This window comes from Streptomyces sp. 4N124 (assembly GCF_052245395.1).
In the GTDB taxonomy this organism is placed as follows: Bacteria; Actinomycetota; Actinomycetes; order Streptomycetales; family Streptomycetaceae; genus Streptomyces.
This window is the reverse complement of record NZ_JBQQBS010000077.1, coordinates 26,357-41,289: the sequence shown is the minus strand read 5'-3', so window position 1 is coordinate 41,289 and position 14,933 is coordinate 26,357. Positions and strand designations below refer to the sequence as shown.

General features: G+C 69.6%; 12 protein-coding genes. 6 read left to right on the top strand and 6 right to left on the bottom strand.

Annotated elements, in window-relative coordinates:
- The 4 genes from ACTWQO_RS43540 to glgB all read left to right on the top strand — a co-directional run.
- Positions 1 to 593: alpha-glucosidase C-terminal domain-containing protein (locus ACTWQO_RS43540; protein WP_443242919.1), on the top strand; the 593-nt coding region annotated here is incomplete at its 5' end.
- Entirely contained in the window at positions 593 to 2,293 is a 1,701-nt protein-coding gene (gene treS / locus ACTWQO_RS43535; RefSeq protein ID WP_443242918.1) for a maltose alpha-D-glucosyltransferase, read from the top strand. The genes ACTWQO_RS43540 and treS, both read left to right, overlap by 1 nt.
- 96 nt (positions 2,294 to 2,389) lie before the next feature.
- Complete coding sequence (locus ACTWQO_RS43530) at positions 2,390 to 3,772, top strand: maltokinase N-terminal cap-like domain-containing protein (protein ID WP_443242917.1); 1,383 nt, start codon at positions 2,390 to 2,392, stop codon at positions 3,770 to 3,772.
- Positions 3,773 to 3,833: 61 nt separating this feature from the next.
- Positions 3,834 to 6,428: a 1,4-alpha-glucan branching enzyme gene (gene glgB, locus ACTWQO_RS43525; RefSeq protein ID WP_443242916.1), complete on the top strand. Its 2,595-nt coding sequence runs from the start codon at positions 3,834 to 3,836 to the stop codon at positions 6,426 to 6,428.
- Here the strand turns inward: glgB and ACTWQO_RS43520 are convergent.
- The 4 genes from ACTWQO_RS43520 to ACTWQO_RS43505 form a co-directional block, all read right to left on the bottom strand.
- Positions 6,414 to 8,639, bottom strand: a complete 2,226-nt coding sequence (locus ACTWQO_RS43520; RefSeq protein ID WP_443242915.1) for a HelD family protein — start codon at positions 8,637 to 8,639, stop codon at positions 6,414 to 6,416. The two genes, glgB and ACTWQO_RS43520, sit on opposite strands and share 15 nt — an antisense overlap.
- Positions 8,640 to 8,806: 167 nt before the next feature.
- Positions 8,807 to 9,121 carry a thioredoxin family protein gene (locus ACTWQO_RS43515; RefSeq protein ID WP_443242914.1) on the bottom strand — a complete coding sequence of 105 codons (315 nt, stop codon included), beginning with the start codon at positions 9,119 to 9,121 and terminating at the stop codon, positions 8,807 to 8,809.
- Between the two features lie 14 nt (positions 9,122 to 9,135).
- On the bottom strand, positions 9,136 to 9,522 hold the full coding sequence (locus tag ACTWQO_RS43510; protein ID WP_443242913.1) for a MerR family transcriptional regulator: 387 nt from the start codon (positions 9,520 to 9,522) through the stop codon (positions 9,136 to 9,138).
- A gap of 29 nt (positions 9,523 to 9,551) precedes the next feature.
- A complete protein-coding gene (locus ACTWQO_RS43505) occupies positions 9,552 to 10,061 on the bottom strand; it encodes an Lrp/AsnC family transcriptional regulator (protein WP_443242912.1) in 510 nt (169 codons plus the stop codon).
- Positions 10,062 to 10,106: 45 nt separating this feature from the next.
- Here ACTWQO_RS43505 and ACTWQO_RS43500 point away from each other — a divergent pair, with 45 nt between their 5' ends.
- The gene (locus ACTWQO_RS43500) at positions 10,107 to 11,018 is read left to right on the top strand and encodes an NAD-dependent epimerase/dehydratase family protein (RefSeq protein WP_443242911.1); all 912 of its coding nucleotides are present in this window, start codon (positions 10,107 to 10,109) and stop codon (positions 11,016 to 11,018) included.
- A 1-nt stretch (position 11,019) separates the two neighbouring features.
- Positions 11,020 to 11,913, top strand: a complete 894-nt coding sequence (locus ACTWQO_RS43495) for an aldo/keto reductase (protein WP_443242910.1) — start codon at positions 11,020 to 11,022, stop codon at positions 11,911 to 11,913.
- A gap of 34 nt (positions 11,914 to 11,947) precedes the next feature.
- Here the strand turns inward: ACTWQO_RS43495 and ACTWQO_RS43490 are convergent, their stop codons facing one another.
- Together ACTWQO_RS43490 and ACTWQO_RS43485 are read right to left on the bottom strand one after the other, a co-directional pair.
- Positions 11,948 to 13,420, bottom strand: a complete 1,473-nt coding sequence (locus ACTWQO_RS43490; protein WP_443242909.1) for an AAA family ATPase — start codon at positions 13,418 to 13,420, stop codon at positions 11,948 to 11,950.
- Between the two features lie 131 nt (positions 13,421 to 13,551).
- Positions 13,552 to 14,928: a cation:dicarboxylate symporter family transporter gene (locus ACTWQO_RS43485; RefSeq protein ID WP_443242908.1), complete on the bottom strand. Its 1,377-nt coding sequence runs from the start codon at positions 14,926 to 14,928 to the stop codon at positions 13,552 to 13,554.
- Between the last annotated feature and the right edge of the window lie 5 nt (positions 14,929 to 14,933).

Sequence of the window (14,933 nt, the reverse complement as noted above, 5' to 3'; positions counted from 1 at the left end):
CGCCGGACATTCTGCACGCGTATCTGCAGCAGGGCGGGCGGCCGGCGTTCGAGGTGCGGGCGGTACTGGCGGCCACCCTGTCGCCGACCTGGGGCGTGTACAGCGGCTACGAGCTGTGCGAGAACGTTCCGCTGCGCGAGGGCAGCGAGGAGTACCTCGACTCGGAGAAGTACCAGCTCAAGCCCCGCGACTGGGAAGCGGCCGAACACGCGGGAGCCACCATCACCCCGCTCATCACCCAGCTCAACACCATCCGCCGGGCGAATCCGGCGCTGCGGCAGTTGCGTGATCTCCATTTCCACCACGCCGACCAGGAATCGGTGATCGCGTACTCGAAGCGGAGCGGATCGAACACGGTTCTGGTGGTCGCGAACCTCGACCCTCACCACACCCAGGAGGCCACGGTCTCGTTGGACATGCCGCAACTCGGGCTGGACTGGCACGAGTCGGTGCCGGTGCGCGACGAGCTCACCGGCGAGACCTATCACTGGGGCAGGGCCAACTATGTGCGTCTCGAACCGGGCAGGAGGCCCGCGCACATCCTGACCGTCCTGCGACCGTCCACCCCGCAGATCGGAGGGTCACCCACATAATGATCGTCAACGAGCCCGTCCCGGACACCTTCGAGGACACTCCGGCCAGGGACCGCGACCCGGACTGGTTCAAACGAGCCGTCTTCTACGAGGTCCTCGTCCGCTCCTTCCAGGACAGCAACGGCGACGGCGTCGGTGACCTGAAGGGCATCACGGCCAAACTGGACTATCTCCAGTGGCTGGGCGTGGACTGCCTGTGGCTGCCGCCGTTCTTCAAGTCACCGCTCAGGGACGGCGGCTACGACGTCTCCGACTACACGGCCGTCCTGCCGGAATTCGGTGACCTCGCCGACTTCGTGGAATTCGTCGACGCCGCCCACCAGCGCGGTATGCGCGTCATCATCGACTTCGTCATGAACCACACCAGCGACCAGCACCCGTGGTTCCAGGAGTCCCGCGCCAACCCCGACGGCCCCTACGGCGACTACTACGTCTGGGCCGACGACGACAAGCAGTTCCAGGACGCCCGGATCATCTTCGTCGACACCGAGGCCTCCAACTGGACCTTCGACCCGGTCCGCAAGCAGTACTACTGGCACCGGTTCTTCTCCCACCAGCCGGACCTGAACTACGAGAACCCCAATGTGCAGGAGGAGATGATCTCCGCCCTGCGGTTCTGGCTGGACCTCGGTATCGACGGCTTCCGCCTGGACGCGGTGCCGTATCTGTACCAGCAGGAGGGCACCAACTGCGAGAACCTTCCCGCGACCCATGATTTCCTCAAGCGGGTCCGGAAGGAGATCGACGCCCACTACCCGGACACGGTGCTGCTGGCGGAGGCGAACCAGTGGCCGGAGGACGTCGTCGACTACTTCGGCGACTATGCGTCGGGCGGCGACGAATGCCATATGGCGTTCCATTTCCCGGTGATGCCACGGATCTTCATGGCCGTACGCCGGGAATCCCGCTACCCGGTCTCCGAAATTCTGGCGAAGACCCCGGCGATTCCCTCCAACTGCCAGTGGGGCATCTTCCTGCGCAACCACGACGAGCTGACCCTGGAAATGGTCACCGACGAGGAACGCGACTACATGTGGGCGGAATACGCGAAGGACCCGCGTATGCGCGCCAACATCGGCATCCGCCGCCGCCTCGCGCCCCTGCTGGACAACGACCGCAACCAGATCGAGCTGTTCACGGCCCTGCTGCTGTCCCTCCCCGGCTCGCCGATCCTCTACTACGGCGACGAGATCGGCATGGGCGACAACATCTGGCTCGGCGACCGTGACGCCGTCCGCACGCCGATGCAGTGGACCCCGGACCGCAACGCGGGCTTCTCGTCGTGCGACCCGGGCCGGCTGTTCCTGCCGACGATCATGGATCCGGTCTACGGCTACCAGGTCACGAACGTCGAGGCGTCCATGTCCTCGCCCTCGTCGCTGCTGCACTGGACCCGCCGCATGATCGAGATCCGCAAGCAGAACCTGGCGTTCGGCCTCGGCTCGTACACCGAGCTGCCGTCCTCCAACCCGGCGGTGATCGCGTTCCTGCGCGAGTACGAGGACGACCTCGTCCTGTGCGTGAACAACTTCTCCCGGTTCGCCCAGCCCACCGAGCTGGACCTCAGCCGGTTCAAGGGACGCCACCCGGTCGAGCTGTTCGGCGGCGTACGCTTCCCAGCCGTTGGTGAACTTCCGTACCTGCTGACCCTCGGGGGTCACGGCTTCTACTGGTTCCGGCTCCGCAAGGACCCCGCGTAGGCACTGCCGAACAACCCGGGCGGGGCGGTTTCTCCCGTCCCGCCCGGGGCACGCATCAGTAACACCCCGACCACTCCGGGGAAAGGACGCGACGCCATGTCGGAAGCCGTCACCCGTTCCGTCACGACCGAGTCAGGTCTCCTTGCGTCACTGGATCCCCTGCTCAGGGAGTGGCTGCCGCGGCAGCGCTGGTTCGCGGGGAAGGGACGTCCGGTCACCGGGTTCTCGCCGGTGGCGGCCACCGAGCTGCTGCCGGCCGGCGGAAAGCTGGGCCTGCACCATCTGCTGGTGCGCGCCCATCAGCCGATCACGCTGGGCGCCCCGCCCCACCCCGGAGACTGCTACCAGCTGCTGATAGGCGAGCGCGAGGCGCTTCCGCCGCGGCTTGCGCCCGCGCTGATCGGGCATGTGACCGAGGGCCCGCTCGCCGGACGGACGGTGTACGACGCCCTCTACGACCCCCGGCCGGGCGACGTGCTCCTGGAGGCGCTGCGCACCCGCGCCCGCGTCGGCACCATGCGCTTCGAACGGGACGTACAGCAGGAGATCCGCTCCGGCCTGGTGCCCCGGCTGGTGACCGCCGAGCAGTCCAACTCCTCGGTCGTCTACGGAGATACGTTCATTCTGAAGCTGTTGCGCAGGATCGTGCCCGGCGTCAATCCCGACCTGGAACTCCCGCTGGCGCTGGCCCGCGAGGGCTGCCCCCGGGTGCCCGCGCCGACCGCGTGGATGCTGGCGGACCTCGCCGACCAGACGTATGTGCTGGGCGTGCTCCAGCCGTTCATACAGGGCGCGGCGGACGGCTGGGAGCTGGCGCTGCGCGAGCTGGCCAAGGGCGAGGACTTCGCCGCCGAGGCCCGGGCGCTGGGGCGTGCCACGGCCGAGGTGCACACCGCGCTGGCCCGCGCGCTGCCCACGGTGACACTCGGCCATACGCAGCTGGAGCTGCTGGTCGACGGCATGGTCGAGCGGCTCGACGCGGCCGCGCAGGCGGTACCCGCGCTGCGCCCGTACGCACCCGGGCTGCGCTCCGCGTTCGAGGCGCTGGCCGATCTTTCCGCCGAGGGCCGCACCTGGACCGCGCAGCGCATCCACGGCGACCTCCATCTCGGCCAGTGCCTGCGCTCGCCCGCCGGTCAGTGGCGGCTGATCGACTTCGAGGGCGAGCCGTCCAAGCCGCTCGCCGAACGCCGGATGCCGCAGCCGCCCGTGCGGGACATCGCGGGGATGCTCCGTTCCTTCGACTACGCCGCCCACTCGGCCGACCCGCCCGCACCGGACTGGGCACGGACGTGCCGGGCCGCGTACTGCGCCGGGTACGCCGAGGCCGGCGGCGGCGATCCGCGCACCGACGCGGTGCTGCTGCGCGCCTACGAGACCGACAAGGCGATCTACGAAGTCGTCTACGAGGCCCGGCACCGCCCCGACTGGCTGCCGGTACCGATGTCCGCGGTACGCCGCCTCGCCGCGTCCGACTGACCCGACCAGACCAGACACACCAGACCCACCTCACTTGACCTTCGCCGAGGAGGCGCCGCCCGTGACCCCCCGCACCCCGTCCGACGATTCGAAGAAGACGGCAGAGGAGAACAGCGCCGCGCAGGAGACGAAGGCGGCGAAGCGTGTGAAGAAGGCCGCGGAGACGGCGGTGGAGAAGGCGGCTTCACCTGCCAAGAAGGCGGCGAAGAAGGTGGCCGGGAAGACCACGGACAAGAAGACCACGGCGAAGAAGGCCACAGCGAAGAAGGCGGCTGCCAAGAAGGCGACCGCCAAGAAGACCACCGCGAAGGCCGTCACCGCAAAGGCCACGACGAAGAAGGCCACGGCCAAGAAGGCACCCGCAAAGAAGACCGCAGTCAAAAAGACCGCAGCCAAGAAGGCACCCGCCAAGAAGCTCACCGCCAAGCAGGCGTCCCCGGTCCCGGCGGAGCCCGCCGCCCTCGTCACCGTCTCGCCCGCCGTCGACGCCACTGATCGCGAGCGGCTGCTCACCGGCACGCACCACTCACCGCACTCCGTGCTCGGCGCCCACCCGGTCCCCGGCGGTGTCGCGTTCCGTGCCTTCCGGCCGTACGCGCTGTCCGTGACGGTCGTCGCCGGTGATCTGCGGGCGGAGCTGCACGACGACGGGGACGGGTTCTTCTCGGGGCTGCTGCCGCTGCGGGAGGTGCCGGCGTACCGGCTGCTGGTGGCGTACGAGGGGACGGTGCAGGACACCGAGGACGCGTACCGCTTCCTGCCCGCGCTGGGCGATCTCGATCTGCATCTGATCGGCGAGGGCCGGCACGAACAGCTGTGGACGGCGCTCGGCGCGCAGCCGATGACGCACCAGGGCGTGGCCGGAACCCGCTTCACGGTCTGGGCGCCGAACGCGCAGGGCGTCAGCCTGGCCGGCACCTTCAACTTCTGGGACGGCACCGGGTATCCGATGCGCTCGCTCGGCGGTACCGGCGTCTGGGAGCTGTTCGTGCCCGGCATAGGAGAGGGCGAGCTGTACAAGTTCGAGATCACCCGCCCCGACGGTTCCCGGACCCTGCGCGCCGACCCGCTGGCCCGCCGCACGGAGGCCCCGCCGAACACGTCCTCCATCGTGGACGCCTCGCACCACGAGTGGGGCGACGAGGAGTGGCTGGCCAGGCGCGGTCAGGCCCCCGCGCACGAGGCGCCCTTCTCCGTCTACGAGATCCATCTCCCCTCCTGGCGCGCCGGCCTGACATACCGTCAACTCGCCGAGCAGCTACCGGCCTACGTCAAGGACCTCGGCTTCACCCACGTGGAGCTGATGCCGGTCGCCGAGCACCCCTTCGGCGGCTCCTGGGGCTACCAGGTCACCGGCTTCTACGCGCCGACCGCCCGCCTGGGCACCCCCGACGACTTCAAGTACCTGGTGGACGCCCTGCACCAGGCCGGCATCGGCGTCCTGATGGACTGGGTCCCGGCGCACTTCCCGCGTGACGACTGGGCGCTGGCCGAGTTCGACGGCCGCACGCTGTACGAGCACGAGGACCCGCTGCGGGCCGCCCACCCCGACTGGGGCACCCTCGAGTTCGACTACGGCCGGCGCGAGGTCCGCAACTTCCTTGTCGCCAACGCCGTCTATTGGTGCGAGGAGTTCCACATCGACGGGCTGCGGGTGGACGCCGTCGCCTCCATGCTCTACCTCGACTACTCGCGCGAGCCGGGCCAGTGGCTGCCGAACGAGCACGGCGGCCGGGAGAACCTGGACGCGGTCGGCTTCCTCCAGGAGATGAACGCCACGGTCTACCGGCGGGTGCCGGGCGTCGTGACGATCGCGGAGGAGTCGACGGCCTGGGACGGCGTCACCCGCGCCACGCACCACATGGGCCCGGGCGGCTTCGGGGGCCTCGGGTTCGGCCTGAAGTGGAACATGGGCTGGATGCACGACTCGCTGGACTACATGGCCCATGAGCCGGTCCACCGCAAATTCCACCACCACGAGATGACCTTCTCGATGGTCTACGCCTACAGCGAGAACTACGTCCTGCCGATCTCCCACGACGAAGTCGTCCACGGTAAACGAGCCCTGGTGTCGAAGATGCCCGGCGACTGGTGGCAGCAACGCGCCAACCACCGTGCGTACCTGGGCTTCATGTGGGCCCACCCCGGCAAGCAACTCCTCTTCATGGGCCAGGAGTTCGCCCAGGGCGCCGAATGGTCCGAGGCGCACGGCCCGGACTGGTGGCTGCTGGACCCGGCATACGGCGCGGAGGCCGACCACCGCGGCGTCCGTGACCTGGTCCGCGACCTCAACACCGTCTACCGGGCCACCCCGCCCCTCTGGCAGCTCGATACCGAACCGTCGGGCTTCCAGTGGGTGGTGGGGGACGCCGCCGAGGACAACGTCTTCGCCTTCCTGAGGTACGACACGGAGGGCACCCCCCTCCTGTCCGTCTCCAACTTCTCCCCGGTGGTCCGCCCCGACTACCGCCTCGGCGTCCCCGACACCATCCCCGCCTGGCACGAAACCCTCAACACGGACGCGGCGAAGTACGGCGGCGGCGACGTCACCAACCCCGACCCGATCAAACCGGAGCCACAGGGGTGGCACGGCCGCGCGGCAAGCATCCGCGTGACCCTGCCACCGCTGGCCACCGTGTGGCTACGCCCGGCCTAGCGCCTTCGGCAACTGCCCTGTGTGCAGCACCCCGAGCCGCTGTGTGGCCCGGGTCAGGGCCACATACAGGTCGCTCGTGCCGTACGACCCCGGCTCGACCACCAGTACCGAGTCGAATTCGAGCCCCTTCGCCTGACGCGGGTCGAGGAGTACGACGGTCCGCGTCAGGTCGGGCTCGGCGCCCGCTGTCACCCCGTCCAACTGCGCCGCCAGTCTGCGGTGCAGCGGGCGGGGGGCGATGACCGCGAGCCGGCCCTCGGCGGGGGTCAGCTCCTCGACCGCCTTGGCGACCGCGCCGGGCAGGTCGTCGGTGGCCCGCACCCAGGGCCGTACCCCGGTCGAGCGCACCGAACTCGGCGGCTCGAAGTCGGGGTTCTCGGCGCGCACCACGGCAGCCGCGAGGTCCATGATCTCGGCGGGTGTGCGGTAGTTGACGCCGAGGCGGGTGTGCTCCCAGCGGTCCTCGACATAGGGCTCCAGGATCTTCGCCCAGGAACCCACTCCCGCCGCCTCCGCCGTCTGCGCCGGATCACCGACCAGCGTCATCGACCGGGTCGGGCTGCGCCGCATCAGCAGCCGCCACGCCATCGGCGACAGCTCCTGCGCCTCGTCGACGATGATGTGGCCGAACGCCCAGGTCCGGTCGGCCGCCGCGCGCTCGGCGGTGCTGCGGTGGTCGTCCTCCTCCTGGCGTTCGGCGAACCGCTCGGCGTCGATGATGTCGTGCGCGGACAGCACCTCGGAGGCATCCGGGTCATAGTCCTGCTTGTCCTCGAACTCGTATGTACGGGACGCGTACGACACGTCGAGCACGCCCTGCGCGTACGAAACCTGCCGCTCGCGTTCCCGTTCCGCCTTCAGCCGCGCCAACCGGTCGTCCTCGCCCAGCAGTTCGGCCGCCTCGTCGAGCAGCGGTACGTCCGCCACCGTCCACGCGCGCGTCACCGGGCGGCGGATGGCGGCCGCGTCGGCGTCGGAGACGTACCCCTCGGGCTCGGCCAGGAAGTCCGCGACCAGGCGGCGCGGGGTGATCCTGGGCCACAGCTGGTCGATGGCGGACCAGACTTCGGGGTTCTCGGCGAGTTCGTCGCGGATCTGGGTGATGTCGGCGGCGTCGAGGAGGCTCGTGCCGTCGTACGGGTCGGTGCCGACGCGTTCGGCGTACAGCTCGGTGAGCGTGTTGAGGACATGGCCCTCGAAGTGCTCGCGGGCCGCGTTGTGCGGCAGCTTGGCGGCGCGGGTGCGCTCGCGGGCGACGCCGACCAGGCCGTCGTCGAGCATCAGGATCTCGCGGTCGTGCTCGATGGCGATCACCGGGTCGGGGAGGGCTTGGCGGTCGCGTACGACCCTTGCCAGTACGTCGGCCATCTCCGCGCGGCCCTTCACCGCCGCCGCCTCGGGCGTGTCCGTCGCCGTCGCCTTCACGCCGGGGAACAGCTCACCGACCGTCGCGAGGAGCACGCCGGTCTCGCCCAGCGAGGGCAGCACCTCGCCGATGTAGCCGAGGAAGGCGGGGTTGGGGCCGACGATCAGGACGGCCCGCTTGGCGAGCAGTTCGCGGTGCTCGTAGAGGAGATAGGCCGCCCGGTGCAGGGCCACCGCCGTCTTGCCGGTGCCCGGACCGCCCTCCACCACCAGCACCCCGCGGTGCGGTGCGCGGATGATCTCGTCCTGCTCGGCCTGGATGGTCTGCACGATGTCGGTCATCCGGCCGGTGCGAGCCGAGTTGAGCGCGGCGAGCAGGACCGCGTCGCCGGCCGGGTCCTCGTGGCCGGTGCGGGTGGCGTCGCCGACGTCGAGGAACTCGTCGTGCAGGTCGGTGACCCGGCGGCCGTCGGTGCTGATGTGCCGGCGGCGGCGCAGGCCCATCGGGGTGTGGCCGGTGGCCAGATAGAAGGGGCGGGCGACATCGGCTCGCCAGTCGATCAGGACCGGGGTGCGTTCGGCGTCGTCGGTGCGCAGGCCGATCCGGCCGATGTGGTGGCTGACGCCGGAGGTGAGGTCGATCCGGCCGAAGCAGAGCGAGCCCTCCACCGCGTTCAGCGCGGCGAGCAGACCCGAGCGTTCGGCGACCAGGATGTCCCGCTCCAGGCGGGCCTGCCTGGGCGTGTCGCTCTGGGCGAGCGCGTCCGTGACGGAGTCCTCGGTGTCACCGCGCAGCGCGTCCACGCGCGCGTACAGGTTGTCGATGAATTCCTGCTCGCGGCGCATTTCATCATCTGGAAATTCGCTGTTTGACAATTCCACTCCCGCCCGGATATACTGTGCTCGTTGAACTTCTCCGCGACTCAATTGCCCTGAAGTCGCGAACCATTAAATATACGCAAAGAAATCCCCCGGGCGCAATTACCCGGGGGATTTCTCTGTATTGCGTCAGGTCAGATGACGTCCGCCAGCTCCTCCATGAGCCGGCGCTTGGGCCGGGCTCCCACCATCGCCTTCACGGGCTCGCCACCCCGGAAGACCATGAAGGTCGGCATCGACAGCACCTTGTACGCGTTCGTGGTCTCCGGGTTGGTGTCCACGTCCAGCTGGACCACCTTGAGCCGGTCGCCCTCCTCCGCGGCGAGCGCGCTGAGCACCGGTCCCATCTGCCGGCAGGGCGGACACCAGTCGGCGGTGAACTCGACCAGCACCGGCAGCTCCGCCCCGATCACCTCCGCCTCGAAGTCCGCATCCGTCACTTCGGCCACACCCGCCGCCTTGATCACAGCCCCTGCCCTCCCAGTTCGCACAACGGTGATTCACCCTCGGCCAGGGCCAGCCGCACGCCGATCTTCGCCCGCACCGCCCGCAGCTCGCCGATCAACGCGTCCAGCTCGTCCAGCTTGCGCCGGTAGACCGCGATCGACGCAGGGCACTCGTCGCCCTCGGGGTGCCCGGCGCGCAGGCACTCCACGAAAGGCCGGGTCTCCTCCAGGTCGAACCCGAAGTCCTGCAGCGTCCGGATCTGCCGGAGCAGCTGCAGGTCGTCCTCGTCGTACGTCCGGTATCCATTGCTCCCGCGCCGCGCGGGCAGCAGACCCCGCGACTCGTAGTACCGCAGCGTCCGCGTCGTGGTCCCGGCCCGTGCGGCCAGCTCGCCGATTCGCATGCCTACGAACGTAGTCCTTGACGCGGACGTCAAGGCAACAGCGGTTTCCGCTGCACCGGGGAGGTCAGGACGATCGACGTCGTCGTGCGGCCCAGGGCGGAGACCGCTTCGAGGACCTCCTCCAGGTGGACCGTGTCCCGGACGGCGACCTTGAGGATCCAGCAGTCCTCGCCGACCACATGGTGCACCTCGGTGATCTCGGGACGCTCCATCAGCTCCAGGGTCCTGGGGTGCTTCAGGTTGTAGCCGCCGTGCGGGTTCACGCGGATGAACGCCTGGATGCCGTAGCCGAGGCGGGCCGGGGCGACATGGGCGCCGTAGCCGCTGATCACGCCCGCCGCCTCCAGCCTGCGTACCCGCTCGGTGACCGCCGCCGGGCTGAGGCGCACCCGGCGGCCCAGTTCGCTGAGCTTGATCCGGCCGTCGGTCTGGAGGAGCTCCAGGATCTGCCGGTCCAGCGCGTCGAAGGCCACCGATGTTTCCTCGGCCGTCGTGCGCAGATGCCGAGGTTCTTTCGGCGCTGCCGCCGGAACTCCCATGCTTCCCCCTTCAGGACGTGCGGATACGCCGGGAGAATTATGGTCATGGAAAACGCCCGAGAGGTACTGGTCATCGGCGGGAGCCGCTATTTCGGCAAGCGACTCGTCGCGCGGTTGCTGGCCGCCGGGGACCGGGTGACGGTCCTCAACCGCGGCTCGTCGGCGCCTCCGCCCGGCGCGCTGCACCTCGTCGCCGACCGGAACGACGAGAAGTCCCTGACGGACGCGCTCGGTTCGCGCACCTTCGACGTGGTCGTCGACCAGGTCTGCTACACCCCACGGCAGGCGGCACTCGCCCGCCGGGTCTTCGCCTGCCGCACCCGGCGCTATGTGATGACATCCACGGTCGAGGTGTACGAGTACGAGGACTCGATCGCGCTCGTACGGGAAGACGCTGTCGACGCTCGCGAGATGCCCGTCGATCTCGGACTCCCCTGGGACGACCCGGAGTTCCTCGACCGCCACTACGGCGAGGGCAAGCGGCAGGCCGAGGCCGTGTTCGCCGCCGCCCCGGAGTTTCCGTACACGGCCGTCCGGGTGGCCCATGTGCTGGGCGGGGACGACGACTTCACCGGAAGGCTGGAGCACTACGCCTCCCGCATCCGGGCCGGTGAGCCGATCGCCGTACCCGCCGCGAACCAGCCCGCCACCTACATCCACGTCGAGGAGATCGCCGACTTCCTGGCGTGGGCGGCCGGCGAGGACTTCACCGGTCCGGTGAACGCCGCCTCCCACGGCGTACTGACCACCGAGGAACTGTGCACGGCGGTGAGCGCGCAGCTGGCCGAGGGCAAGGTCGCCCTCCAGTGGGTGGAGGTCGGCGAGGTCTCGCCGCTCTCCTTCTTCCGCTCCTACGGCATGGACAACTCCCGGGCCACCCGGCTCGGTTTCACCTTCGGCGACGTACGGCAGTGGCTGCCGAAGGCGGTCGCGGAGACGCTGGGAAAGGGTGACTGACGTGCGGTTCCGCAGACTCGGTGGCCTGCGCGTGAGCGCGATCGGGCTCGGGGCCATGCCGCTGTCCATCGAGGGCCGCCCGGACGAGACACGGGCGCTGGCCACGGTGCACGCGGCGCTCGACGCGGGTGTGACGCTGCTGGACACGGCGGACTCCTATCACCTGCCGGGCGACGCACCCGGCCACAACGAGCAGCTGGTCGCCCGGGCCCTCGCGACATACGGCGGTGACACGGCGGACGTGCTGGTGGCCACGAAGGGCGGGCGTGGTCGCCCTGCCGACGGCAGCTGGACGGTGACGGGCTCCGCGCGGCACCTGAAGGCCGCCGCCGAGGCTTCGCTGAAGCGGCTCGGGGTGGAGGCGATCGGCCTCTATCAGCTGCACAAGCCGGACCCCGCCGTCCCCTTCGAGGAGTCTGTCGGCGCACTACGCGAACTGCTCGACGAGGGCAAGATCCGGCTGGCGGGTGTGTCCAACGCGGACGCGGGTCAGATCCGCCGGGCCCACGCGATCCTCGGGGACCGGCTGGTCTCGGTGCAGAACCAGTACTCACCCGCCGTGCGCGACAGCGAGGCGGAGCTGCGGCTCTGTGCCGAGCTGGGGCTGGCGTTCCTGCCGTGGAGCCCGCTGGGCGGTATCTCCCGCAGTTCGCTGGACGGACCGTCCCGGCCTGCGGGGACCGACCGCTTCGGCGCGTTCCATGCGGTGGCGAAGGAGCGCGGGGTCAGTCCCCAACAGGTCTGCCTGGCCTGGCTGTTGGCCGCGTCCCCGACGGTGATCCCGATTCCCGGAGCAAGCCGACCGGAGACGATCAGGAACTCGGCGGCAGCGGCGAACCTGGTGCTGAGCGCGGAGGAACTGGCCCGGCTGACGGTGCCGGAAAGCGCCCCGTAAGGGGCGCGACAAGCCCCACCGGCCCGCAGGTTCATCACGGTGCTTCCGCGCCACCTACACCGAGCAACCGACGGGTCAACTCGTCGCGGTCGGAGAGGAGTTCGTCGAGGGCGGCGCGGACGTCCTCGGGCTCGGTGGACACCGATTCCCGCTCGGCCGCGATCAGCACGGAGCGCCGTACCAGCTCCTTGGTGAAGGAGGCGGTCGTGCCCTCGGTGCGGGCCACCACCTCGTCGGTGATCTCCTGGCCGAGGCCGAGGCCGGAGCCGTACAGACCGAGGAGGCGGGCGCGGCCCTCCGCGTCGGGGAGGGGGATCTCCACGGCGAGGTCGACGCGGCCGGGGCGCTGGACGAGGGCCGGTTCGAGGAGGTCGGCGCGGTTGGTGGTGAGGAGGAAGGCGACGTCGGCGTCGTCGCCGAGGCCGTCCATCTCGTTCAGTACCTGGAAGAGCAGGGGCTGTTCGCCGCCGCCGTAGTCGCGGGCCTCGGCGATCAGGTCGCAGTCCTCCAGGACGACGAGCGCGGGCTGCAGCATCCGGGCCAGGGCGCAGGCCGGGCCGATGGCCTCGATGCTGGTGCCGGAGAGGACCACCACCGTGAACTGCGGGAGGTGGGAGAGCAGATAGCGGATCGTGTGGGTCTTGCCGGTGCCGGGCGGGCCGTACAGCAGCAGTCCCCGCCGCAGATGCTGGCCGGCCGCGCGGAGTTGCTCGCGGCGCCGGGCGACGCCCACGACCTGGCGTTCCACGCACTCCAGGAGACCGTCGGGCAGCACGATGTCGTCGCGGGTCAGGCCGGGGCGGCGGTGGAAGCGGAACGGGCCGAGGCCGTGCCCGAACTCGGAGCCCTCGAAGGAGAGGACCTGGCCGCGGAAGACGTTGTGGGCGCGGATCAGCTCGTCGATCTCCTCCAGCAGCCGGTTCGCGAACTCCGTCTCCTGGGCGAGGACTTCGATCTCGACCTTGTTGCGCCCATACTCGTCGCGCGGTCCGCGCAGCAGCACCGCGAACCGTTCGTCGCCCTCCGCGCCGAGGTAGAAACCGCAGGAGACGCAGGCGAGTTCCGCGTCGGGCGAGACGGACAGGTGGGCGTAGTCGACGGCACCGATCACGAACCGTTCGTAGCGGTCGGCGGATTCGAGGATGTCGCCGAGGGTGAGGTCACCGTGGTGCATGGCACCGCGCATGCCGATCAGCTCGTAGGAGCGGCCCTCCGCGGCGAACCAGCGCTCCAGAGCGAGGTGGACGTTGGGCAGGTCGTAGGGCGCGTACGCCGCCTTGACCACCGGACGGTCGGTGGGCGCGGAACCGAGGTGCTCGCGGAGCCGCTTGCTGAGGTCGCGGTCACCGTCCCGGTCCTTGCGGTGCGGCCGGGCGACCGCCATCAGGAACTCGGTGAACAACTCGTTGACCTGGTCGATGGAGAGCGGCGACGCCTCCCGACCCGGTCCGTACCGGGCCTCGTACTCGTTCGAGCTGACGATCTCCACCTCGTGCGACTCCCCCATGCCTGCCTCCATGTACGCCGACGTCGAGCCCTCAGCGTGGGCCCGGACAGACAGGCGGGTCAAAGGAAATAGACCGAGCGGCCAGGCTACGGGGGAGCACCTGGCCGCTCGGGGTATGCGGAGCCTTTTTGCTATGCCTTCGCCAGCTCCTTCTCGCCGCCCTGCTCGGGCACCTCGGCCGCTGTGCCATGACCGTCGTCCAGCAGGGTCTGCTCGTCGAACGGGGCGTGGCCGGCGAGAACCTGGTCCACCCGCTCCCGGTCGATCTCCTTGGTCCACGTACCGATCAGCACCGTGGCGACCGCGTTGCCCGCGAAGTTCGTCAGGGCGCGGGCCTCGCTCATGAAGCGGTCGATGCCGACGATGAGACCGATGCCGTCGACCAGCGCGGGCTTGTGGGACTGGAGCCCGCCCGCGAGAGTGGCGAGACCGGCGCCGGTGACACCCGCCGCGCCCTTCGAGGCGACCAGCAGGAACAGCAGCAGCGGGATCTGCTCGCCGACCGACATCGGCGTACCCATCGCGTCGGCGATGAACAGGGACGCCATGGTCATGTAGATCATGGTGCCGTCGAGGTTGAAGGAGTAGCCGGTCGGAACGGTGATGCCGACCACCGGCTTGCTGACACCCAGGTGCTCCATCTTCGCGATGAGCCGCGGCAGCGCGGACTCGGACGAGGAGGTGGACAGGATCAGCAGGAACTCACGGCCCAGGTACTTGAAGAGCGAGAGGATGTTCATGCCCGCCACCACTCGCAGCAGCGCGGCGAGCACGATGAAGACGAACAGGAAGCATGTGATGTAGAAGCCGAGCATCAGCACGGCGAGGCTCTTGAGCGCGTCCAGACCGGCGGATCCCGTGACGGCCGCGATGGCACCGAAGGCACCGATCGGGGCGGCCCACATCACCATGGCGAGGACGCGGAAGACGAGGCGCTGGATGTGCTCGACGCCGCGCAGGACCGGCTGGCCGGTGTCCCCCATGGCCTGCAGCGCGAAGCCGACGAGCAGCGCGACGAGGAGGGTCTGCAGGACCTCGCCGCCGGTGAACGCGGAGACGATCGTGGTCGGGATGATGCCGAGCAGGAACTCCTCGGTGGTCTTGGCCTCCGTGACCTGCGCCTGTCCGGTCTCCTTGACCGCGTCGGTGACCGCGAGGCCCGTACCCGGCTCGACGATGTTGCCGACGACCAGACCGATACCGAGCGCGACCAGCGACATCACCGTGAAGTAGCCGAGCGCGATGCCCCCCACCGCGCCGACCTTCGCGGCCTTCCGCACCGAGCCGATGCCCAGCACGATCGTGCAGAAGATGATCGGCGAGATCATCATCTTGATCAGGTTCACGAAGCCGGTACCGATGGGCTTCAGCTCGACCGCGAAGTCGGGTGCGGCCAGACCGACGGTTATGCCTGCGGCTACCGCGATGATCACCGCGATGTAGAGGTAGTGGGTCCGGTCCCGTTTGGCTCGGGGTGCGGCAGGTGCCGTATCGGCTGCGCTGGTCACGGCGG

What these genes read in the sequence shown, in the direction of transcription:
- ACTWQO_RS43490 (WP_443242909.1), bottom strand. Translation starts at nt 13,420, where the DNA reads ATGGGGGAGTCGCACGAGGTGGAGATCGTCAGCTCGAACGAGTACGAG.
- ACTWQO_RS43505 (WP_443242912.1), bottom strand. Translation starts at nt 10,061, where the DNA reads ATGGGAGTTCCGGCGGCAGCGCCGAAAGAACCTCGGCATCTGCGCACG.
- ACTWQO_RS43530 (WP_443242917.1), top strand. Translation starts at nt 2,390, where the DNA reads ATGTCGGAAGCCGTCACCCGTTCCGTCACGACCGAGTCAGGTCTCCTT.
- ACTWQO_RS43510 (WP_443242913.1), bottom strand. Translation starts at nt 9,522, where the DNA reads ATGCGAATCGGCGAGCTGGCCGCACGGGCCGGGACCACGACGCGGACG.
- treS (WP_443242918.1), top strand. Translation starts at nt 593, where the DNA reads ATGATCGTCAACGAGCCCGTCCCGGACACCTTCGAGGACACTCCGGCC.
- ACTWQO_RS43520 (WP_443242915.1), bottom strand. Translation starts at nt 8,639, where the DNA reads ATGCGCCGCGAGCAGGAATTCATCGACAACCTGTACGCGCGCGTGGAC.
- ACTWQO_RS43500 (WP_443242911.1), top strand. Translation starts at nt 10,107, where the DNA reads ATGGAAAACGCCCGAGAGGTACTGGTCATCGGCGGGAGCCGCTATTTC.